This window comes from Pedobacter cryoconitis (assembly GCF_001590605.1).
GTDB classification, from domain to species: Bacteria; Bacteroidota; Bacteroidia; order Sphingobacteriales; family Sphingobacteriaceae; genus Pedobacter; species Pedobacter cryoconitis_A.
This window is the reverse complement of sequence record NZ_CP014504.1, coordinates 3,978,528-4,000,540: the sequence shown is the minus strand read 5'-3', so window position 1 is coordinate 4,000,540 and position 22,013 is coordinate 3,978,528. Positions and strand designations below refer to the sequence as shown.

The 22,013-nt window shown below is 39.8% G+C and carries 17 protein-coding genes; 10 read left to right on the top strand and 7 right to left on the bottom strand.

Annotation, left to right across the window (positions count from 1 at the left end):
• The first annotated feature begins 16 nt into the window (after positions 1–16).
• On the top strand, positions 17–1,183 hold the full coding sequence (locus AY601_RS16545; RefSeq protein ID WP_068403057.1) for an RNA methyltransferase: 1,167 nt from the start codon (positions 17–19) through the stop codon (positions 1,181–1,183).
• Positions 1,184–1,251: 68 nt separating this feature from the next.
• On the opposite strand, the gene AY601_RS16540 is transcribed toward AY601_RS16545, so the two are convergent.
• From AY601_RS16540 to AY601_RS16525, 4 genes are all read right to left on the bottom strand, one after another.
• A complete protein-coding gene (locus tag AY601_RS16540; RefSeq protein ID WP_068403055.1) occupies positions 1,252–1,818 on the bottom strand; it encodes a MarC family protein in 567 nt (188 codons plus the stop codon).
• An 86-nt stretch (positions 1,819–1,904) separates the two neighbouring features.
• Entirely contained in the window at positions 1,905–3,389 is a 1,485-nt protein-coding gene (locus tag AY601_RS16535; RefSeq protein ID WP_068403053.1) for an amino acid permease, read from the bottom strand.
• A 172-nt stretch (positions 3,390–3,561) separates the two neighbouring features.
• The gene (locus AY601_RS16530) at positions 3,562–5,034 is read right to left on the bottom strand and encodes an amino acid permease (RefSeq protein WP_068403051.1); all 1,473 of its coding nucleotides are present in this window, start codon (positions 5,032–5,034) and stop codon (positions 3,562–3,564) included.
• 122 nt (positions 5,035–5,156) lie between these two features.
• Positions 5,157–7,409 carry a sodium-translocating pyrophosphatase gene (locus AY601_RS16525; protein ID WP_068403049.1) on the bottom strand — a complete coding sequence of 751 codons (2,253 nt, stop codon included), beginning with the start codon at positions 7,407–7,409 and terminating at the stop codon, positions 5,157–5,159.
• Between the two features lie 197 nt (positions 7,410–7,606).
• Here AY601_RS16525 and AY601_RS16520 point away from each other — a divergent pair, with 197 nt between their 5' ends.
• The 4 genes from AY601_RS16520 (at position 7,607) to AY601_RS16500 (ending at position 12,919) form a co-directional block, all read left to right on the top strand.
• Complete coding sequence (locus AY601_RS16520; protein WP_068403047.1) at positions 7,607–9,019, top strand: APC family permease; 1,413 nt, start codon at positions 7,607–7,609, stop codon at positions 9,017–9,019.
• Between the two features lie 1,042 nt (positions 9,020–10,061).
• Entirely contained in the window at positions 10,062–10,457 is a 396-nt protein-coding gene (locus AY601_RS16510) for a hypothetical protein (protein ID WP_157287976.1), read from the top strand.
• Between the two features lie 589 nt (positions 10,458–11,046).
• Positions 11,047–11,835 carry a hypothetical protein gene (locus tag AY601_RS16505; protein WP_068403042.1) on the top strand — a complete coding sequence of 263 codons (789 nt, stop codon included), beginning with the start codon at positions 11,047–11,049 and terminating at the stop codon, positions 11,833–11,835.
• A 112-nt stretch (positions 11,836–11,947) separates the two neighbouring features.
• Positions 11,948–12,919 (top strand): TIGR01212 family radical SAM protein, encoded by a 972-nt coding sequence (locus AY601_RS16500; protein WP_068403040.1) that lies wholly within the window; start codon positions 11,948–11,950, stop codon positions 12,917–12,919.
• Here AY601_RS16500 and AY601_RS16495 read toward each other — a convergent pair.
• On the bottom strand, positions 12,883–13,380 hold the full coding sequence (locus tag AY601_RS16495; protein ID WP_068403038.1) for an SRPBCC family protein: 498 nt from the start codon (positions 13,378–13,380) through the stop codon (positions 12,883–12,885). The genes AY601_RS16500 and AY601_RS16495 overlap by 37 nt on opposite strands.
• A gap of 332 nt (positions 13,381–13,712) precedes the next feature.
• On the opposite strand from AY601_RS16495, the gene AY601_RS16490 reads away from it, so the two are divergent.
• From AY601_RS16490 to AY601_RS16480, 3 genes are read left to right on the top strand one after another with little or no spacing between them, the layout of a single operon-like run.
• Positions 13,713–15,095: an ammonium transporter gene (locus AY601_RS16490; RefSeq protein ID WP_068403036.1), complete on the top strand. Its 1,383-nt coding sequence runs from the start codon at positions 13,713–13,715 to the stop codon at positions 15,093–15,095.
• A 46-nt stretch (positions 15,096–15,141) separates the two neighbouring features.
• Positions 15,142–16,182 (top strand): porin, encoded by a 1,041-nt coding sequence (locus AY601_RS16485; RefSeq protein ID WP_068403034.1) that lies wholly within the window; start codon positions 15,142–15,144, stop codon positions 16,180–16,182.
• Entirely contained in the window at positions 16,172–16,804 is a 633-nt protein-coding gene (locus tag AY601_RS16480) for a hypothetical protein (RefSeq protein ID WP_157287974.1), read from the top strand. Before AY601_RS16485 ends, AY601_RS16480 begins: the two co-directional genes overlap by 11 nt.
• A gap of 10 nt (positions 16,805–16,814) precedes the next feature.
• Here AY601_RS16480 and AY601_RS16475 read toward each other — a convergent pair whose 3' ends face one another.
• The gene (locus AY601_RS16475; RefSeq protein WP_068403032.1) at positions 16,815–17,288 is read right to left on the bottom strand and encodes a ribonuclease H-like YkuK family protein; all 474 of its coding nucleotides are present in this window, start codon (positions 17,286–17,288) and stop codon (positions 16,815–16,817) included.
• A gap of 206 nt (positions 17,289–17,494) precedes the next feature.
• Between AY601_RS16475 and AY601_RS16470 the strand changes: the two genes are divergently transcribed.
• Positions 17,495–19,672, top strand: coding sequence for a bifunctional alpha,alpha-trehalose-phosphate synthase (UDP-forming)/trehalose-phosphatase (locus tag AY601_RS16470; protein ID WP_068403030.1), 2,178 nt, complete (start codon positions 17,495–17,497; stop codon positions 19,670–19,672).
• 37 nt (positions 19,673–19,709) lie between these two features.
• Here AY601_RS16470 and AY601_RS16465 read toward each other — a convergent pair whose 3' ends face one another.
• Complete coding sequence (locus AY601_RS16465) at positions 19,710–21,491, bottom strand: glycoside hydrolase family 15 protein (protein WP_068403028.1); 1,782 nt, start codon at positions 21,489–21,491, stop codon at positions 19,710–19,712.
• 233 nt (positions 21,492–21,724) lie between these two features.
• Between AY601_RS16465 and AY601_RS16460 the strand changes: the two genes are divergently transcribed.
• Positions 21,725–21,943 carry a hypothetical protein gene (locus AY601_RS16460; protein ID WP_068403026.1) on the top strand — a complete coding sequence of 73 codons (219 nt, stop codon included), beginning with the start codon at positions 21,725–21,727 and terminating at the stop codon, positions 21,941–21,943.
• Positions 21,944–22,013: the final 70 nt, after the last annotated feature.

Genomic DNA, 22,013 nt, shown 5'->3' with positions numbered 1-22,013 from the left:
AACAATAAATTACCTAATGAAATTAGAATATCAGATACGTTCCTTTGAGGATGTCTTCAAGCAATATGATGGAGTTTTACCTTTGCACAGGTTCCTGTTTACTTATTTTAAACAGCACAAGCAAATGGGCTCGTCAGACAGACGCTGGGTAACCCGCTATCTGTATAGCTATTTCCGCTTAGGACAGGCGCTTAAAAAAGAAAAACAGTTATTGCGTCTTGCGATTGCAGATTTCCTGTGTAATCAGACAGAGAGTCTGATGATCAATCATTATCTGCCTCAGTTTAAAGAACAATTGTTGTTGCCTGTACAAGCGAAGTTAAAACTGGTTGAAGATACTTTTCCGGAATTTAAGTTAACGGATGTTTTTTCTTTTACAGCTGAATTGTCTGAAGGAATAGATACTACAGATTTTTTACAATCGTTTTTCATTCAGCCGGATCTGTTTCTGAGGATTAAGGCAGTGCACCATAAAAAGGTATTCGATTTACTGGTAGCTGCAGAAGTTGCGGTGAAGGAGATCAGTGCGCAAACATTGGCTTTGCCGAATGGAACGAAATTGGAGAAGTTGTTGCCTGAGGATCAGTATTACCAGGTTCAGGATTTGTCTTCTCAGAAAACCGGCGAATTCTTTGCTCCGCAGCCTTATGATTACTGGTGGGATTGTTGTGCTGCTTCTGGCGGAAAGTCTCTCCTGCTACATGATATGCAGCCTAAAATAGAATTGCTGGTGAGTGATGTGAGGGAAAATAGCCTGCATAACCTGGATGAGCGTTTTGAAGCTGCCGGCATTAAGAAGTATCATAAAAAGGTGCTGGATCTGTTACAGAACAATGCGCAGGATTTGCATGACTATGTGTTTGACGGGATTATACTGGATGCGCCTTGTACGGGATCAGGAACCTGGGGGCGTACACCAGAAATGCTGGTTCATTTTGATGCACATAAAATAGATTACTTCTCCAAACTTCAGAAGAGTATTGCGGAACGGGTTGTGAAATATCTGAAAACAGGTAAACCGTTGCTTTATATCACCTGTTCGGTATTTAAGAAAGAGAATGAAGAGGTGATTGAGTATCTGCTTGCTAATTTACCGTTGACATTGGAAAGTATGCAGAGCATTACAGGTTACAATGATAAGGCCGATACGATGTTCATCGCAAGGCTGATTAAAAAGGATTAAGGAATTCAATTGATAGAAGAAGGGTTTGTCTGAAATTTTCATTCAAACCCTTTTTTCGTATAGGGATTTTATAAGCCTGTGTTACTTCTGAATAGCTTAATTGCAATAGCGAGTAAGATGACACCAAATGCCTTTCTCAATACATTTAACCCTGATTTTCCAAATAGCTTTTCCAGACGTTCGGTGTTCTTTAGTACAAAGTAAACGAATGTCATATTGATCAGGATACCGACAATGATATTTTGGGTATCGTATTCGGTTTTAAGGGAGAGCAAGGTTGTCATGGTTCCTGCACCTGCAATCAGCGGAAAGGCTAAAGGAACGATAGAAACCGTTTCGGGAGCGTCTTCATGAAATAGGGTAAGTCCTAAGACCATTTCCATGGCGATACAAAAGATAACCAGGGAACCGGCAATGGCAAAAGATTGTACATCCAGCCCGATAATCTTCAAGAGGGTTTCTCCTGCGAAAAGAAAAATAATCATGAGCGAAGTCGCCACAATTGTCGCTTTTTCTGACTCGATATGACCAGCTTTACTGCGGAGCTGGATTACTACAGGAATAGCACCTAAGATATCAATGATCGCAAACAAAACCATTGAGGTTGAGAGTATTTGACTTAGATTGAATTTCATGGTGTTTTTTGTGTAAATGTAAAATGAATAAAATAAAAAAGCCACTTATAAGCGGCTTTTTTATTTTATTCATTTTTATAACTTGCTTATTTCAATAAGCTGTCATTATATTCTTTTCTGATTTTGCTATGTTTCTTGCTGTAAGCGTAATAGATAACTACACCCAGGGCCATCCAGATTGCTAAACGTTCCCAGCTTACGATAGGCAGGGAAGCCATCATCAGTACACAAACTACGATACCTAAGATAGGAACCAAAGGAACCCATGGGGTACGGAATGGTCTTTCAAGTTCAGGATTTGTTTTTCTCAGGATCAATACACCAATACAAACCAGTGAGAAGGCAAATAAGGTACCGATACTTACCATGTGGCCTAAGTCTGATACGGGCACAAAGCCAGTGAAGATACTTACGAAAACCATAAACACAAGGTTGGTTTTCCATGGAGTCTGGTTTTTAGGGTGAAGGTCTGAGAATATTTTAGGTAATAATCCATCTTTACTCATGCTGTAGAACACACGGCTTTGTCCTAATAACATCACCAGGATTACTGAGGTATAACCAGCAAGAATGGCAATCATTAAAAAGCGGTTTAAGAAGGTATAGCCTGTTTGTGCAAAGGCAGTGGCAACTGGTTTGGCATCACCAGCAAATTTGGTGTAGTTTTCCAGTCCTGTCATCACGTAAGAGAACAATACATATAATAAGGTACAAACAATCAGGGAACCGATAATACCAATTGGCATTCCTTTTTGTGGGTTTTTAGCTTCCTGTGCTGCTGTACTTACGGCATCAAAACCGATAAAGGCAAAAAACACAACACCTGCTCCACGTAATACACCGCTAATACCAAAGTGCCCGAAGTCATCACTCGAAAAGAATTCCATGAATCCTCTTGTGCCTGCTTTCACAGCGTCTTCTCCTGGGTTAACCGGGATAAATGGGTGGTGGTTGGCAGGATTGATAAAGCTCCATCCTAAAATAATAAAGATCAATACTACTGCTACTTTCACAATAACCAATACGTTATTGACAGAGGAAGAGTCTTTAGTGCCTCTCATTAATAACAGGGATAATAAGCAAACAATAACAATTGCTGGCACATTAATTATTCCACCTTCCCATGGGCCGTGTAACAGGTTTTGAGGAAAATGTATACCGAATTCTAACAGGAACTGTGAGAAGTATTGGGACCAGCTGGAAGCAACGGTAGCCGCACTTAATGCATATTCAAGGACTAAATCCCAGCCAATGATCCAGGCCATAAATTCTCCCATTGTGGCATAAGAGTAAGTATAAGCACTACCGGCAACAGGAATCATAGAGGCAAATTCTGCATAACAAAGACCTGCGAAACCACAACCAACTGCTGCAATGATAAAGGATAATATTACTGCCGGACCAGCATTGTCTGCTGCTGCGATACCTGTAAGAGAGAATAATCCTGCACCAATGATAGCACCAACGCCTAAGGCAACTAAGTTGAAACTGGTTAAAGAACGTTTTAGCGTACCCTCGCCACTCTCATTTGCCTCAGCTAATAATTGTGGGATAGATTTTTTAAATAACATAAGTTAATGGATAGTTTTAAGTTTTTTGTTTTTAGGATAGGGTTAATTCAATTTCAAACCTAATTAAAATATATTTAAAAATAAAAGGGATTCTCGTTGAAAATCCCTTTTATTCAATATAATATATGGAGCAATCAAGGATTAACCTTGTGGCTGTCACCTGGATAAATGCTTATCCTTTGTACTCATTTCTGATCTTGCTGTGTTTTTTACTATAGGCCATGTAAATGATAACACCTAAGGCCATCCAGATTGCTAAACGTTCCCAGCTTACAATAGGCAGGGAAGCCATCATCAGTACACAAACAATAATACCCATAACAGGTACGAACGGAACCCATGGAGTACGGAAAGGTCTGTCCAGTCCAGGATCTGTTTTTCTTAAAATCAATACACCGATACAAACCAGTGAGAAGGCAAATAAGGTACCAATACTCACCATGTGACCTAAGTCTGATACGGGTACAAAACCTGCAAAAATACTAACGAAGACCATGAATGCCAGATTGGTTTTCCATGGAGTCTGATTTTTGGGATGTAATTCTGAGAATACTTTAGGCAATAATCCGTCTTTACTCATACTGTAGAATACACGGCTTTGTCCTAAGAGCAGTACCAGGATTACTGAGGTATAACCAGCAAGAATGGCTATCATTAAAAAGCGGTTTAAGAAAGTATATCCTGTTTGCGCGAAGGCTGTAGCAACTGGTTTGGCATCACCAGCAAATTTGGTATAGTTTTCCAGTCCTGTCATCACGTAGGAGAACAATACATATAATAAGGTACATACAACCAATGAACCGATAATACCGATCGGCATCCCTTTTTGTGGGTTTTTAGCTTCCTGTGCTGCTGTACTTACGGCATCAAAACCGATAAAGGCAAAGAAAACAACACCTGCACCACGCAGGATACCACTGATACCGAAGTGTCCGAAGTCATCACTGGCAAAGAATTCAAAGAAACCTTTAGTCCCTGCTTTAACAGCTTCTTCACCTGGGTTAACCGGGATGAACGGGTGGTGATTGGTTGGGTTGATAAAGCTCCATCCTAAAATAATAAAGATCAATACCACTACTACTTTCACAATAACCAATACGTTATTGACAGATGAAGAGTCTTTGGTACCTCTCATCAGCAGTAAGGATAATAAACAAACAATTATAATTGCTGGCAGATTGACGATTCCACCTTCCCATGGGCCGTGTAATAGGTTCGTGGGGAAATGGATGCCGAATTCCAGCAGGAACTGTGAGAAGTATTGAGACCAGCTAGAGGCAACTGTAGCTGAGCCTAAGGCGTATTCAAGAACTAAATCCCAGCCAATGATCCAGGCCATAAATTCTCCCATTGTAGCATAAGAGTAAGTATAAGCACTGCCGGCAACAGGAATCATAGAGGCAAATTCTGCATAACAAAGACCTGCAAATCCACAACCAATTGCGGCTATAATGAAGGATAATATTACTGCAGGCCCGGCATTATCTGCCGATGCGATACCTGTAAGAGAGAATAATCCTGCACCAATAATAGCACCAACGCCTAGAGCTACCAGGTTGAAACTGGTTAGGGTACGCTTTAAAGTGCCCTCGCCACTCTCATTCGCTTCAGCCAATAGTTGTGGGATAGATTTTTTAAATAACATAGTGAGTTTGGTTGTTTGTTTTTTTATCGGTTAGTTCAAGGCCAAACCTAATTAAAATATATTTAAAAATAAAAGGGATTTGTTTTGGAAATCCCTTTTATTCAGAACAATATATGGATTGGTTAAGGATGGATCAGGGTATCGGTTACATTTTTAACGGTATCAATCTTGATTTTTCCTTTGGAGTCAGTCGATTTACTGATCTGTATTTCTTTTCTGATCTCTGTGGTACCAGGGTTACTGATTCCTACAGCGATATGTGGTGCAATGATCAGCGAAACGATAGACATCAGTTTGATCAGGATGTTCATTGATGGGCCTGAAGTGTCTTTGAATGGATCTCCTACAGTATCTCCAGTTACGGATGCTTTATGCGGGTCTGATCCTTTATATTCCATTTTGCCTTCAATCATAACTCCTTTTTCAAATGATTTCTTCGCATTATCCCATGCACCACCGGCATTGGATTGGAAGATTCCCATCAAAACGCCAGAAACTGTTACCCCTGCAAGCAGACCTCCGAGTACTTCGGGGCCAAAGGTGAAACCTACAATAATAGGTACGATTAAGGCGATCGCCCCGGGAAGCATCATTTCACGAATAGAGGCTTCTGTAGAAATGGCAACGCATTTTTCATATTCCGGTTTGGCTTTATATTCCATAATCCCCGGGATTTCTTTAAACTGTCTCCTTACTTCTTGTACCATGGCCATTGCTGCCCGGCCTACTGCCGCAATACAAAGAGAAGAGAAGATGAAAGGGATCATACCACCTACGAACAGGCCTGCCAGTACATTTGCTTTATAGATATCAATAGAGGTAATACCTGAAATTCCTGCGAATGCAGCAAACAAGGCAAGAGAGGTTAGTGCTGCTGAGGCAATTGCAAAGCCTTTTCCTGTAGCTGCGGTGGTATTTCCTACGGCATCAAGCATGTCTGTACGTTCCCTGACTTCTTTCGGTAATCCGCTCATTTCTGCTATTCCACCTGCGTTATCGGCAATTGGTCCAAAAGCATCGATAGCCAGTTGCATAGCTGTGGTAGCCATCATTCCGGCTGCGGCAATAGCCACACCATAAAAGCCTGCAAAGTAATAAGAGGCATATATTCCTGCCGCCAGTACCAGAATGGGTAATACTGTGGATTCCATACCTACTGAAAGTCCGCCAATAATGTTGGTTGCATGTCCTGTAGAGGATTGCTGAATAATTGAGTTTACCGGACGGTTGCCCATCGCGGTATAGTATTCTGTGATCAGGCTCATAAGTGTACCTACTGCCAAACCGATGAGTATGGCATAGTAAACGGATAGCTGAGTAAATTCAAATCCGCGGATAGACATAACCGGAGGTAGCAGCCAGCGAACGGCGAAGTAAGAGGCGATTGCGGTTAGGATGATAGATAACCAGTTTCCTATATTCAATGCGCTTTGTACGCTATCGGTTTCTTTATTGATTTTAACAAACAGGGAGGCTACGATTGAGAAAATTAATCCTAGTCCTGCAATCAGCATAGGTAAGAGTACGGGGGCCATACCTCCGAACAAATCCTCCGAAACAATTTCTTGCCCTAATACCATGGTCGCCAGAATTGTTGCAACGTAAGAGCCGAATAAATCTGCGCCCATACCGGCTACGTCGCCAACATTATCACCTACGTTATCTGCAATAGTAGCAGGGTTACGTACATCGTCTTCTGGGATCCCTGCTTCTACTTTTCCTACAAGGTCAGCGCCAACATCTGCTGCTTTGGTATAAATCCCTCCGCCAACTCTGGCAAAAAGGGCAATACTTTCTGCACCTAGTGAGAAACCTGCAAGTACTTCAATAGTCTTTTTCAATTCTGCTGAAGATTCCGGAGAGCCAGGGTGTACGAAGGTGTGGTAAAGGATAATGAACAGGGTACCCAGACCGAGAATGGCCAGGCCTGCAACACCAAATCCCATCACTGTTCCTCCTCTGAAGGAAACTTTTAGTGCCTGCGCTAAGCTTGTTCTGGCTGCTTGTGTGGTTCTGACATTGGCCTTTGTAGCAATACGCATTCCTAAATAGCCTGCTAAGGCTGAAAATACTGCACCAATAAGAAAGGCGACAGCGATAATGGGACTGGAGTGGATGGGGTTTGCGGCACTTCCGGTTAGTGTGCCAGACCAGGCAAGTAAGATTCCTGCTATGATCACAAAATAACTGAGTACTTTCCATTCTGCTTTCAAAAAAGCCATAGCGCCATCTGCTATATAACCTGCGAGTTCAGACATGTTTTTGTCTCCTGCTTCCTGCCGGGTCACCCAGGCACTTTGGAAGGCCATAACTAGTATCCCAACGAGGCCAAATAGTGGGATGAAGTAAATTAAGTTCTGTTGTAAAAAATTCATATGTTGTTTAGATTTGGTTTCCTGGGTAGATGGGATGTTTGGTCGTTATACAAATTAAAGAGAGTTTCTGACATTCCCAAATTAATTGGCTGTGGTTGAAAGAATTACAGCTATAGTTGTGACCTGATGTTTTTATTTTAAGAATTTAAATATATTAGCGCATCCTTAGGGATTAAATCAACCAACCAAACCAACTAATGAATAAAGAAATTGAGGATAGCTCTTTTAAGAGAGAGCTTGGTCTTTTAGACGGAACTATGCTTGTTGTAGGTTCCATGATCGGATCGGGGATATTTATTGTAAGTGCTGATATTGCCAGGCAAGTGGGCTCCGCAGGCTGGCTCATCCTGATCTGGGTGTTAACAGGATTGGTAACTGTAGTTGCTGCGGTAAGTTATGGGGAGCTGAGTGCGATGTTCCCAAAAGCGGGTGGTCAGTATGTTTATTTGAAAGAGGCGTATAATAAGCTGATCGCGTTTTTGTATGGGTGGAGCTTTTTTGCAGTCATCCAGACAGGAACAATTGCTGCGGTGGGGGTGGCTTTTTCTAAGTTCGCTGCTTATTTGTATGAGCCTTTGAGTGATACTAATATTTTATATAGTTTAGGGTCTTTTCATCTGAATGCGGCTCAGCTGGTTTCGATTGTGACCATTGTGTTGCTGACTTATATCAATAGCAGGGGGGTGAGGGATAGTAAGATACTCCAGACTTTCCTGACCATTATTAAGATTTTTTCTTTACTTGGTTTAATTGCTGGTGGTTTTTTAATTGCGGCAAATACGCAGGTGTGGAATGCGAATTGGGCTGATGCATGGAATACGAGAGCTTTTGATGCACAAAATGGTTCGTGGGTGTCTATTGGTGGTACTGCTTTGCTCTCTGGAATTGCTGCGGCGATGGTGGGTTCTCTTTTTTCGAGTGATGCGTGGGTTGGGGTAACGTTTATTGCTGGTGAGATTAAAAAGCCTGAGCGTAATGTGGGGCTGAGTTTGTTTTTTGGGACTTTCATTGTGAGTGTGATTTATATTTCAGCGAATTTGATGTATATCTCTGTGATGCCTTTAAATGAGATTGCTTTTGCGAAGTCTGATCGTGTGGCTGTTGCGGCGGCACAATATATTTTTGGTGATGTGGGTACGGTTACTATTGCTGTAATGATCATGATTTCAACTTTTGCTTGTAATAATGGGTTGATCATGGCTGGGGCAAGGGTTTATTATACGATGGCGAAGGATGGGTTGTTTTTTAAGAAGGCGGCTTTGTTGAACAAGTCTAGTGTACCGGGATGGGCCTTGTGGTTCCAGTGTATTTGGGCTTCTTTTCTTTGTTTGACGGGTAAGTATGGTGATTTGCTGGATTATGTGGTGATCATTGTCATGATTTTTTATATTCTGACTATTTATGGGATTTTTATTTTAAGAAGGAAGCGGCCTGATTTGGTACGTCCGTATAGGGCGTTCGGTTATCCGGTGTTGCCGGCTTTGTATATGGTGGTGGCTGCGGCAATTTGTGTGGCGCTGTTGATTACGAAGTTTAGTACGTGTGGGTGGGGGGTGTTGATCATGCTCGCAGGTATACCGGTTTATTTCTTTTCTAAGCCGAAGGGATAAGTAAAGGGAAATAATAAAAACCAGTTATACTATGTTCGTCAAGCATTTTGTGGCCCGGAAGTGGGCCCGAATGCAATGTCCGAACATAGTATAACTGGTTTTTTTATTTTTCACCATGTTATAGGAGACGCTTGGAGGCGAAAAGAGATAAAATGGTTACGGGCTCACAGATTTTTATTAGGATTGCTGGTTGGATTGCTTATTTGGATTGCTGGTTGGATTGCTTATTAGAATTGCTGGTTGGATAGATAGGTTGGATAGCTTATTAGGATTACTGGTTGGAAGAATAAGTTGGATTGCTTGTTGGAAAAAATATTGCTGTACGCCAAACTGCTGCTTTAAAAATGAAATCGTCCAGGATTCCCTTTGAAAATTTACCCGTTAAACTTCCCATAATAAATAAATGCCTTTCTACCAATATAAGCTATTCGCGTTAAAGATTATCCTGATGCGTAAAAAATGTGCGCAATTGTCCGCAGCTGTCTGTAATTGTCCGCAGTTGTCCATGGGTTAGTCCAATGGAAAATTATAATTTCATTAATCTTCAACTAGTTATGGTTTGGTTGTGCCTGAATGGTCGTCGGGATGACACCAGGTTGAGAACGGGCTTTAACTATGGCAAGTCTAAGTCATTTCAACTAGTTGTTTTGACTTAGACTTGCCATGCTCTCGCGTTACTTTAGCACTGCTCTTACCCTAACGAGTACCCGACCAGTACTCAGGCAGTACCCGGCCGGTATAGCTTTATTATTTAGCTATTTTGAATTTATTTACAAACAGCCCGGCCTTGTTTCGGCCGAGTCATTCCCCTATAAATTGAAAGCTTTCAGCGCAACTTCAAGAGGCATAAGAGCATCTTGCATATAATAGGCTACTTTTAAAATATGGATTTTCTGTAGAAAATTTAAATGCTTTTAATTTAAAACAGGTAAATTCACCTGATTCGGATAAATTACCTAAAGGTTGTAAATAAGGTATTATGATAAATTTTTTTAAAAAAATGTCGATTACTATATTTATCATGATGATAAGTATGGTAGTTATGGCTCAACAAACTAAAAAAGAGATACACTTTTTAGCTGATACGGTAAATGTTGACGAGAAAAATAGAATAGTTGAAATTGGAAAAGAAGGAGAAATCCCATATTATGCATTTTACTGCAAATGCATATCGCCATATGATTCTATCGTGTCATTTACGTATTATAAAAAAGATAGCTCTCTAAATATTAAAGACGTTATACCTGATTATAATTTTATGACTTGGAAAGATTTTTCGGATATAATAAGTAAGGAAGGTAATCATCTTAGTAAAGTATACTTAATTTATATTACTGAGGTATTACCTGGCAATAAATACAAAACGAACAAAGTGGACTTAGTTGTAAGAAGGCCTCCAACTGTTGATTATCAAATAATAAAAAGCCCAAATAATTAATTCGTTAAATGGGATCTAAGTTAACCTTAGATCCCATTTTATTTAAGGTATATTCTAACACAAAAAAGCCCCGAACCGCTAGGTATCAAAGCCCCGTTGTGATATGTTGTTTTAAATTGATGTCTATTTTATTGGGTTTCCAATTTTGACAAGTAAGGCTCCAGTTGACTCAATCCATTGTTCAACATGCAATAGGATTTCATATTCAATAGATGGGTTAAAGTCCTCTGGCATCTTATTTGTAATCGGCAAAACCAAATTCCTTCATAAATTTTATTTCAAAATACTTATTATTAGCTGATTATAGTTGTTTTTCTAATGTCCAATTCACTATCTATTAGGATTATTTTGGAATAGCCAAATTGGATTACTTATTAAAATTATTCTTGGATTGCTAGCTTGAATAAATAAGTTGGATTGCTTGATGAGGTAGTTTATTGGATTAATGCTTGTGATTAGTATAAATGAGGTTTTAATGTCATCTTGTACTAAGTTTTTTGGTGTTAAGTGCTGTTTTGTGTGGGATAATATTTAGAAGTTGTTTAAATTTATAAGATCAAATTATTCACGGTTTCTTAAATCAGCGGGCATGAAATTTATATTTACTCTAGCGTTAGTTTTTTCTTTTTCCTGTCAGCTTTTTGCACAGCGGATACTGGGTACTGTTATCGATAAGGATACCCGGGCACCGGTTGAGAATGCAACGGTGACGACGAGCTATGGGATTGTTTTTACGAATCCGAAGGGTGAGTTTGGGTTGTCTGATATTAATGCGGGTGAGGTGGTAAAGGTGAGCCGGGCCAATTATGTGACTTCTTACTTTACGTTGAAGGCTAATAAAGGGGCTGTGGTTGTTTTGCTGGAGGCTGTTCCTTTTATTTTACAGGAGGTGCAGATTGAGGCGAAGAATAAGTATGAGTTTGATTCGCTGAGGTACAGACAGGAGTTTTTATCGGTGTTTGCTTATAAGAGCCCGGGGGTAAAGGATATTTTTATTTCAAAGTCTGCATATGTAAGGTCGCCGAGGTTTACGGAGAATAATAGAAACACGATGAGCACTGCTGCAATTGCTGGTGTTGATGTATTGCAGGTTATTAATTTGTTTGGGAAGAATAAGGCCCCAATGTCGAGGTTGCAAAAGAGATTGTTGGTGGGGGAGGACAATAATTATGTGGATAAGGTTTTTTCTAAGTCAAAGATAAGCCGTGTTACTTCTTTAAAGGGGGAGCCTCTTCAGCGCTTCATCGATAAATACAGACCATCGCGTACAGAGGCTATGGAGATGTCGGATTATGAGATGATCATCTATATTAAGAAGAGTTATTCTGAGTTTACTAAGAATAACAGCGGTGAAAATCTGCCTGCGCTTATTAAATAATTGCGCTTTGTGTTTGGAGTGTGAAAGGGGTAGCACCAGATGTTGCTTTACTATGGCTTGAACTTTAAATTAAAAGGTGTATTTTTGCAAAAAATAATAATACAAAAGCAATTTGGGAACTCCATTAGATTCAGGCATAAAAGGTTATAATAATTACGGTACTCACCTTAAGGAAAAGTATAAAGGACAGCGTGTGTTCAAAGTGATTGTTGATGGTGGGTTCACTTGCCCTAACCGTGATGGTAGTAAAGGATATGGAGGTTGTACCTATTGTAATGTAGATTCTTTTACGCCGGAGCTTTCCAGAAAGTTACCTACTATCAGGGAACAGCTGGAACAGGGAATGGAGCGTGGTAAAGGGTTTTATAAGGCAGATAAGTTCATTGTTTATTTTCAGCCGAATACGAATACTTATGCACCAGTGCATTATCTGAAAATGATGTATGATGAGGCTTTGTCTATTAATAGTGAAGATGTTGTCGGATTTTCTGTAGGAACACGTCCGGATTGTATTGATGCGGAAAAAGTAGCTTTGCTTGAAAGTTATGCTGATCGTTTTGATGTGGATCTGGAAATGGGTATGGAGTCCATTTATGATGATACATTAAACCAGATTAACAGGGGATGCAGCCATGCGGAGTTTGTAGCGGCTGTTAAATTACTGGATAATAGTAAGCTTGATCTTTGTGTGCATACGATTTTTGGCTTTCCCTGGGAAACTGAAGATATGATGCTGGAATATATTCATGAGATTAATAAGTTCCCGAAAATTAAGTTTGTAAAGTTTCACCACCTTCATATTGTCGAAGGGTCTATTATGGGCGCCAAGTATAAGAAAGAGCCTTTCAAATTATTTACGCTCGAAGAATATACAGATTTGCTGTGTAAATTGATTCCTTTATTAAGACCAGACGTCGTTATTCAGCGGTTGTTTGGTATTTCTGACTGGGATTTATTGATTGCTCCAAACTGGGGTTTAAATAAATCATCAATTCAAACTTATATTGACAGGGAAATCGAAAAAAGAGGGATAGTACAAGGTTCTGCCTATGTGCCAGTACCTGAGGTCGCTGCTGCGGTATAATCACCGAACAATTCAATTGTCTTTTGCCTTCTGAAATTAAAGATCTGCTGTAATTTGCGGGCTACGAATATACTATTGGCTATATTTCCGAAAATTCCCATGGGTAATCCATAAGTGAGCAAGTCTGTCATTTCTACGCCTCCAGGTACAGCTTTGAAATGATGCTGATGGTGCCAGAATTTGTAAGGACCAAATCGCTGTTCGTCAATAAAATATTTCTGATCTGATACCTGGGTGATTTCTGTCATCCAGTTTAATTTGATTCCAGCAACTGGAGATACCTTATAGGTAATAATCATCCCAGGATACATCTTTTCATCTGCTTGAATAGGAGAAGTAACTGTAAAAGCCATCTCTTTAGGAGTTATTTTAGCCAGATTCATCGGGGAAGAGAAGAAATCCCATGCTTCAGGCAGACTAATTGGCAGGAATTGAGAGAATTTAAGGTGAAATGCTTTCATAATTTATATTGCAAAGGTAGCAATACTAGAATTAACAGTTTAAACTGGTGTCTTGTTTCTGTTTTTTATCAACAAATGAAATAAAAACAATTTTCATATATTTTTAGTGTGTTTTTTGAATTTTTTTGAATTATGAGTGATTTTTTTAGTTTAAAATTCTAATAATTGATTTTTATTGATTGGTTTTTAATTATTTTATTGGTTTTTCGGCTGAATGTTAGTTATTTTTTGTGGTTTATTGTAGTTAATGTTATTAATTATTGAAGTTTATTAGTATTTTTATGTTAATTATGTAATAAATCAACTAATAAACCAATAAAAATATAATATATATGAATAAAGTTCTATTTAAACAGGTAATTCCGTTCATTGTTCTTGCGATTGTCGCAATTGCAGCGCTTTTTGTTCCGTTACATGCCGATTTTGATGCTGGTAAATATAATGCCGCTGATATTGCATGGATTTTAGTGGCAACAGCATTAGTTTTTCTAATGACTCCAGGTCTGGCTTTTTTTTATGGAGGAATGGTCCACAGAAAGAATGTGCTTTCCACTATGATTAAAAGTATAGTCTCTGCCGGTATCATTAGTGTGCTATGGGTAACAGTAGGTTTTAGTCTTGCATTTGGAGAAAGTATCCATGGCCTGATAGGAAATCCATTGACTTTTCTGTTTTTCCAGGGGGTTAACTCTGGTCCGGCATGGAGCCTTGCACCAACGATTCCACTTACCTTATTTGCTTTGTTTCAGCTGATGTTTGCTATTATTACTCCCGGGTTGGTAGTAGGAGCTGTTGCTGAACGTATACGCTTCACCTCCTATATCTTATTTATAGTCTTGTTCGCCATCTTTGTTTATTCACCGCTGGCACACTGGACATGGCATCCTGATGGTATCCTGTTTAAAATGGGGGTACTGGATTTTGCTGGTGGTACAGTTGTTCATATTTCTGCAGGAATGGCCGCACTTGCGGGTGCACTTGTATTAAAGAGAAGAAAAGTTCACCAGGATCATCAGGAAATTCCACCTGCAAATATTCCTTACGTATTAATTGGCACAGGGCTACTATGGTTCGGCTGGTTTGGATTTAATGCGGGTTCTGCGTTAGGGGCAAATAGTCTGGCTGTATCTGCTTTTGCAACTACAAACATAGCAGCAGGAGCAGCAGGTCTTTCATGGATGTTTTTCGATGTATTAATGGGGAAAAAACCATCAGTACTTGGTTTTTGTATTGGAGCAGTAGTAGGTCTGGTAGCGATTACTCCTGGCGCAGGATTCGTGGCTATTCCGCATAGTATCTTTATAGGTGTTGCTGCAGCTATTATTTCTAACCTGGCAGTAATGTGGAAATCTAAAACCAGCCTTGATGATACATTGGATGTATTTCCTTGTCATGGTGTAGGTGGTATTGTGGGGATGTTGTTAACGGGGGTATTTGCAACTAAAACGGTAAATGCTGCAGGTGCTGATGGCTTGTTTTATGGAAATGCAGCTTTCTTTTTAACGCAGTTGAAAGGTGTATTGATTGTAGCAACCTTCAGCTTTGTGGTATCCTTCCTGATCTTTAAATTAATTAATGTAATTCAGCCGATCCGTGTGACCTCCGAAGAAGAAGAAGAAGGATTGGATGCAAGTCAGCATAATGAGAAATATTCTCAGGGTACTTTGATTGTCTCTTCAACCGGGCTTGAAATGGAGAACTCTCCATTGGCCTGACCTTTATAACCAACCTTTGCAACCTCAACCAACCTAACTAACCATTATGAAGATTAAATCTTTTTTCACGCTTTCTGCACTTACCATGAGCGCTGCCACATACGCTCAGGAAACGCCCACCTCATCGCCGTTGCAGATCTCGGGATCGGCAGATGTTTATTACAAGTATGATTTCTCTAAAAAACCGAATATTGGGACGAGCTTTGCGAATGATCAGAATTCAGTCTCTATCGGAATGCTTGACCTGGCTTTAAAGAAAACCACAGGAAAAGCATCATTTGTAGGGGAACTATCATTTGGCCCGCGCGGACAATATGGATCAATTCCCAATGGGGAAGGAGAAACCGGGAATGCTGACAATTCTTTTCATATACAGAATTTGTACATGTCCTATGCAGTGACTAATAAACTTGCGCTTACTGCTGGTTATATGAGCACATTTATTGGATATGAAGTTATCGTTCCTACTGGTAATTTTAATTATTCTACTTCATATCTTTTTACAAACGGCCCTTTTCAGAATGCGGGGATCAGAGCGAATTATACCTTCACTCCAAAAATTGCTTTAATGGTCGGGTTGTTTAATGACTGGAATGCTTATAAAGACGTGAATGGAGTGACGCATTTCGGAGCCCAGCTGACTGTTGTCCCTGTTGATGGATGGACAGCTTACCTGAATTTACTAACTGGAAGGGCATCGGGCGCTACAGGAACAGGGTCTATTTATGACCTGACTACATCTTATCAGGTCACAGAAAAAGTGAAAATTGGTTTAAATGCTGCTGATTATTCTGTAACGAATAACAATGGAGGATATAGTGGAGCTGCGCTTTATTTGCAAAATGCTTTTACTGCTAATTTTTCTTTAGGACTGAGAGGAGAGTATTTCAAAACGAAAGATGTTCCTGACCTTGAAGGGTCAAATGTTAAATCCATCACTTTAACTGCGAATTTAAAAGCCGGAGGGTTAACATTTATCCCTGAGGTCAGGTTTGATAATGGTTCTACAGCGAGGTTTATCAAGAATAATCTTGATCCTACAAAAAATGCTTCACAATTTTCATTAGCAGCGGTATATGCATTTTAAATTCAACTATAACCATGAAATGTATCAGGCCTTATGGCCTGGTGCCTTTCTATTTTTATTCTTGCTGCTGATCGTTTCAGGCGCAGTAGCTCAGGATATTAAGGAAATCAAAGAGTTACAAAAAGATGAAATCGGGAAGTATATCCATTATGAAGTGGTGACTCAGCTTCCGGTATCTGCTGATTCTCTGGCCTTCAGGGCAAAAGCATTCTTTAAGCTGAAAAAGATGGATCCATCCAAGATTGATAGTACAGCTTTAGAACAGCGTGGTAAATTCGTGATCAACAAAACGGCGTTTGTATTGTCGCATCCCAGCGGAGAAATATTATATAATTTCAGATTTGAAATTAAGGGGGAGCGGTATAGGTTCTGGCTGACTGACTTTTTGTTTGTTCCTTATCAAAGGGATCGTTATGGTAATTTTGTTCCTTCGACAACTAAAGGTGTCCCACTGGAAAAAAGCCCGGGCAAATTAAATGCGGGAGAGTGGTCTGCTTATGTGAGTGACGCGGGCAGACAATCGGCCGCCCTTGCTGCCGAGTTCAAAGAGTACCTGTCTGCAACGCAACAAGCCAAACCGCTTCATAAAACCGGGGCTCTGATTTCTACTAAAAGCTGGTAGGCCTGTTTGGCTAATGAACCATCTTATCTGCACAGGTTGAGCTGGCAAAAGCCTCTGGTTTCGCTTTGAAAATAAACCCCATGCTTAGGATATATCCCATGGCCTCGTTTAATGCTTTGTTAGACTTGAACATAGGATTGGTATTAATATCTGCATGTACTTCAAGATCCACGTCATACAAGTCCAGAAGATCACAGACTGCATAAGCAGTTTCTATGGATTTTTGTACTTCAATAAGCATTCTTTCTTTAATACTCATTTGCTGCGTGGTTTTTTCCTGATGGATGTACATGAAACCTCCATGTTGTTCTCTCAACAGAACAATCACAGTAGCAAAATCAGTGTAAGCACCTTTAACCTGCGAATCTGTACCCACGCATACTTTAAGATGATAGCCTTTTTCGGTTTCTCTGATGATAGCTTTTTCTACTTCTTCTAAAATTGGCAAGTGGATCACTTCGCCGTTGAATTTTTTCCAGGTCATACGTTATTGGTGTTAAAGAACAACCCGTATTCAGGTTTCCTAAAATTAAGGTGATTATGTTAAAGATACATTAATTATTTGTTGTTTATTTGCTAACAATCAGATAGTTGTCAACAGATTAGCTGTTGAAAAGTTAACTTATGTAATTTCTTTAATACATAAAAAATAAAACAATATGTAAGAAAACCTGTTATTCAGGCTATAACATGGTGAATAAAACAATTATAGTTTCGAATAGATTACCCGTAAAAATAGTAGAAGAAAATGGGGAATATCTCCTGAGTCCAAGTGAAGGAGGTTTAGCTACCGGTTTAGGATCGGTTTATAAAAAAGGAGATAATATCTGGGTAGGATGGCCTGGAATTGAGGTCCCGGAAGACCGGCAGCAAGAAGTAACTGAAAAGCTTGCTGAACTCAATCTGATCCCTGTATTTTTAACTCCCGATGAAATCAATCTTTATTATGAAGGATTTTCCAACGAAGTTTTGTGGCCGGTATTTCACTATATGGTTACCTATGCCCATTTTGAACAAACATACTGGGATTTTTATCAAAGTGTAAATGATAAGTTTAAAGCAGTAGTCACTGCACAACTGAACGAAGGCGATACTGTCTGGGTACACGATTACCAGCTTTTATTACTTCCTCAATTGATAAGAGACGCACAACCTCATGTGACCATTGGTTTCTTCCAGCATATTCCTTTTCCTTCATATGAGATGTTCCGTCTTATTCCATGGCGGGAAGAGCTGATTGGCGGAATGTTTGGAGCCGACTTGCTTGGTTTCCACACTTTTGATGACGTCAGACATTTTCTGAGTGCAGCTTCACGTTTATCCACGGCAAAAGTATCCAATAATGTAATCACCTATAAAGACAGGCAGGTCGTAGTAGAAGCCTTCCCTATGGGAATTGATGCAAATAAATTTGAAAGCCTGACGCATGATCCGGTTGTGGCCGAACATGTTGTTTCTCTTAAAGAGACGATGCAGGAGTGTAAGATCATTTTAACCATTGACAGGCTTGATTATAGCAAAGGCATATTGCAACGTTTACAGGCTTATGAACTGCTGCTGGAAACTCATCCTGAATATATAGAACAGTTATCATTGTATATGATCGTTGTCCCATCCAGAGATACTGTTGCGCAATACCGGGAATTAAAAGATCAGATTGATCAGCTCGTAGGTAATATCAATGCACATTTCAGAACTTTAAACTGGTTGCCGGTACATTATTTTTACCGTTCTTTCCCTGTGGAATTTTTATCTGCGCTTTATTATACTGCGGATATATGTTTGGTTACGCCAATGCGTGACGGCATGAACCTGGTCAGTAAAGAATATGTGGCCAGCAGAGCAGGCAATACCGGTGTGCTTATTTTGAGTGAAATGGCTGGTGCCTCAAAAGAACTGAATGATGCGCTGATTGTAAACCCGAATAATATAGGGGATGTGATGCGTGCTATCGTTGAGGCAATCAATATGCCTGTTGAAGAGCAAAAAAGAAGAATGTCAGTGATGAGAGGCATTGTAAAGAAATTTGATATACACCTTTGGGTAAAGAATTTTATGGATAAGTTAGATGAAGTTAAACAAATGCAAGAATCATTGTTAACTAAACATGCGGTAAAAGCGATAAGAGAACAGATAGGAGTGGCCTATGCAAAAGCTGCAGACCGTTATATTTTCCTGGATTATGATGGTACGCTGGTTGGTTTTAACGGAGATATTGATAAAGCTTCGCCCGATAAAGAATTATATGATATACTGGAACAATTAGCTGCTGACCCTGCAAATCAGGTCGTCATTGTGAGTGGACGCAGGCATGAAACATTGGAATCATGGTTTGGGCATTTAAAAATCGGGTTGATTGCTGAACATGGCGCGTGGCAGAAACATTATCAGCAAGAATGGAAATCTTTACCTTTGCTGACTAACCGCTGGAAACAGGAAATAAGCGCAGTACTGGATACTTATACAGACCGTACCCCCGGTTCTTTCATTGAAGAAAAGAGTTATTCACTGGTTTGGCATTACCGTAAAGTTGAAGAGGGCCTGGGAGAGCTCAGAGCGAATGAGATCATCAATCACCTGGGGGCAACAGTTGCCGATAAGGGCCTGCAAATGATGCCTGGCAATAAAGTGATTGAGTTTAAAAATATTGAAGTTAACAAGGGGAAAGCTGCTTTGGCCTGGTTATATGGCAGCCATCCTGATTTTGTGATTGCCTTGGGTGATGACCATACAGATGAGGATATCTTTAAGGCACTGAAGCCAGAGGATTATACAATTAAGGTAGGAAGTAACATTTCTGCTGCCAGATATTATTTAAGAGATTTTGTGGAAGTCCGCGAGTTTCTGAAAACACTGTCAAAAAGCTAAAAGACTCCCACAAAATATATTTGAGCAAGCCCGTTTTCTATAAGAAAGCGGGCTTGTCTAATTTAATAGCAATCCGATGTGCAGCATTCATCAAACCTACATGACTATAAGCTTGCGGGAAATTACCCCATTGACTGCCATCTTTTTCATCTACATCTTCTGCAAAAAGATCAAGGTGATTACCATAGCCGACCAATGATTCAAATTCTCTGACTGCATCATCCAATCTGCCCACTATGGCAAGTGCCTCCACATACCAAAAGGCACAGATCAGGAAAGTAGTTTTAGGCTTACCAAAATCGTCTGTATGACGGTAACGGTAAAACAAACCATTGGCACCTTTAAGTTCCTGTTCCAAAGCAATCAAATGGTCTTTTGCACGCTGTGAATCAGGATCGAGATAATTCATCAGGATTAATTGTAAAGTACTCGCATCCAGATGTGCACTGCCCACAGCATGGTTGTAGACTTTTCTTTCCGGATCATAACAAGCTTCTATGTGTGCCGAAGCTCTATCAATTAATAATCCTGCCCGCTCTTCAAATTCTTTATTGCCAATAGTTTTGGCCATTTTTAAAGCTGCATTCGCACCTGCCCACTGAAATAAGTTCGTGTAACAATGCATATTGGCCAGGTTCCTGAATTCCCAGATCCCGGCATCCTTTTCGTCTATAGTGCTTTCAATCTTTGTCAACAAGTAATCAAGCCAGATCGCAGAATCCTTACGCTCCGTAAAAACAAACCGGTTGTCTGTATACAAAGGCAGCATAGAAATTAATACCTGTCCGTAGATATCATTCTGAATATGTTCGTAAGCCTGATTCCCTACACGCACTGGTTGATTGCCCATATAGCCCTTCAGGTTAGTCAGGATACGCTCTGTAAGCACTCGCTCGCCTGCAATACCAAAAAGTGGTTGATAACGCTTGTCATCTCTGAAGGAAATATCTGTGATATAGTTGAAATAGCGTTCCATTTCTTCAAAATGGCCGATATGGTTCAGTGCGGTAATCACGTAATAGGTATCTCTCATCCAGCAGTACCTGTAGTCCCAATTACGGGTACTTCCCGGAGATTCCGGTAAACTAGTGGTGCTGGCTGCGATAATCGCTCCTGTGTCTTCGTATTGGTGGATTTTAAGCACCAACGCAGAGCGGATAACCAGGGATTGATGGAAGCCGGCTATAGTAGAATGTTTAATCCAGGTACGCCAGTATTTCCTGGTTTCAGTCAAAAATCTTTCCGCTGTACTTTCAATCGGTGCATCTAAATCGTGCCCATAAGTAAGAATGAGGTATTTCGTATCATTGAGTGCAAAATACTTTTCGTCTTCTATATAGGAAAGTGAAATGTTAGTGCTTAACTGCATATCGTTCTCAGCACCAGTAAACTGGATATGATTGCTGCCTCTGGAACCTTGCTGTTTGCCTTCACCATAATTGAAAACCGGGTCGCAGACTACTTTAATTCTTGGGTTTCCTTCCAGTGGTTCAATTTTACGGATTAACATTAACGGTTTATAAAAACGCTCATGCTGATAAAATCTGGGTGCAAAATCTGTAATCCGGTAGGTACCTTCTTCACTGGTAATTGTTGTGCTGAGAATGTTCGTATTTTCTACGTAGTGTTGGTCTGAGGTATATTCTCCTTCAGGTAAAATGGAGAATTCTCCCCCTTGTTCTTTGTCGAGCAGGCCGCCGAAAACAAAGGAACTGTCAAATCTTGGCCAGCATAACCAATCAATATTAGTGTTTTTGTTGATATGCGCCAGGAAGGCGCAATTTCCAATTATTCCTGTCTGATAGGTATGTCTGTCCATTAAATGTGATTTCTGGTGTGTTTATTATTCTATTATTCAATAGAAACAAACTATCGGGCCATTTGTTGGCGTAAAGAATATTAAGGGACATTTTACCTTGTTTTTTATGTGTAAATGATAGGTATCCTATTTATTTTTTTTATTACATTTATGATAACGATGACAATACTATAGTACTATTGCCGGGCGTTAAATCAATTAATTAACCTAGTCCTCATTTAAAGCTATTAAAGATGAAAACAGAACTGATGAATGAATTCTTCTTACTTCAACAAAGCAGGTCTAATGCTAAATATCTTGATATCCTGGAGGAAAAAATCTATTCTCCAATTCAAAAGGCAAATCATAAAATGACCTCCTGGATGACCAAGAGGGGGACAATGTTGATGAAGCTCGAAAAGAATGCGCAACTGCGGATGAGCAAAATCAGGAAAAAGTTCCTTAAATATTAGAAAAACTTAAACAGTTTCTTAGTCAGTTCCCTTTTGCGCTAATCTTAGCTTAATTCCCTTATCTTTGCGG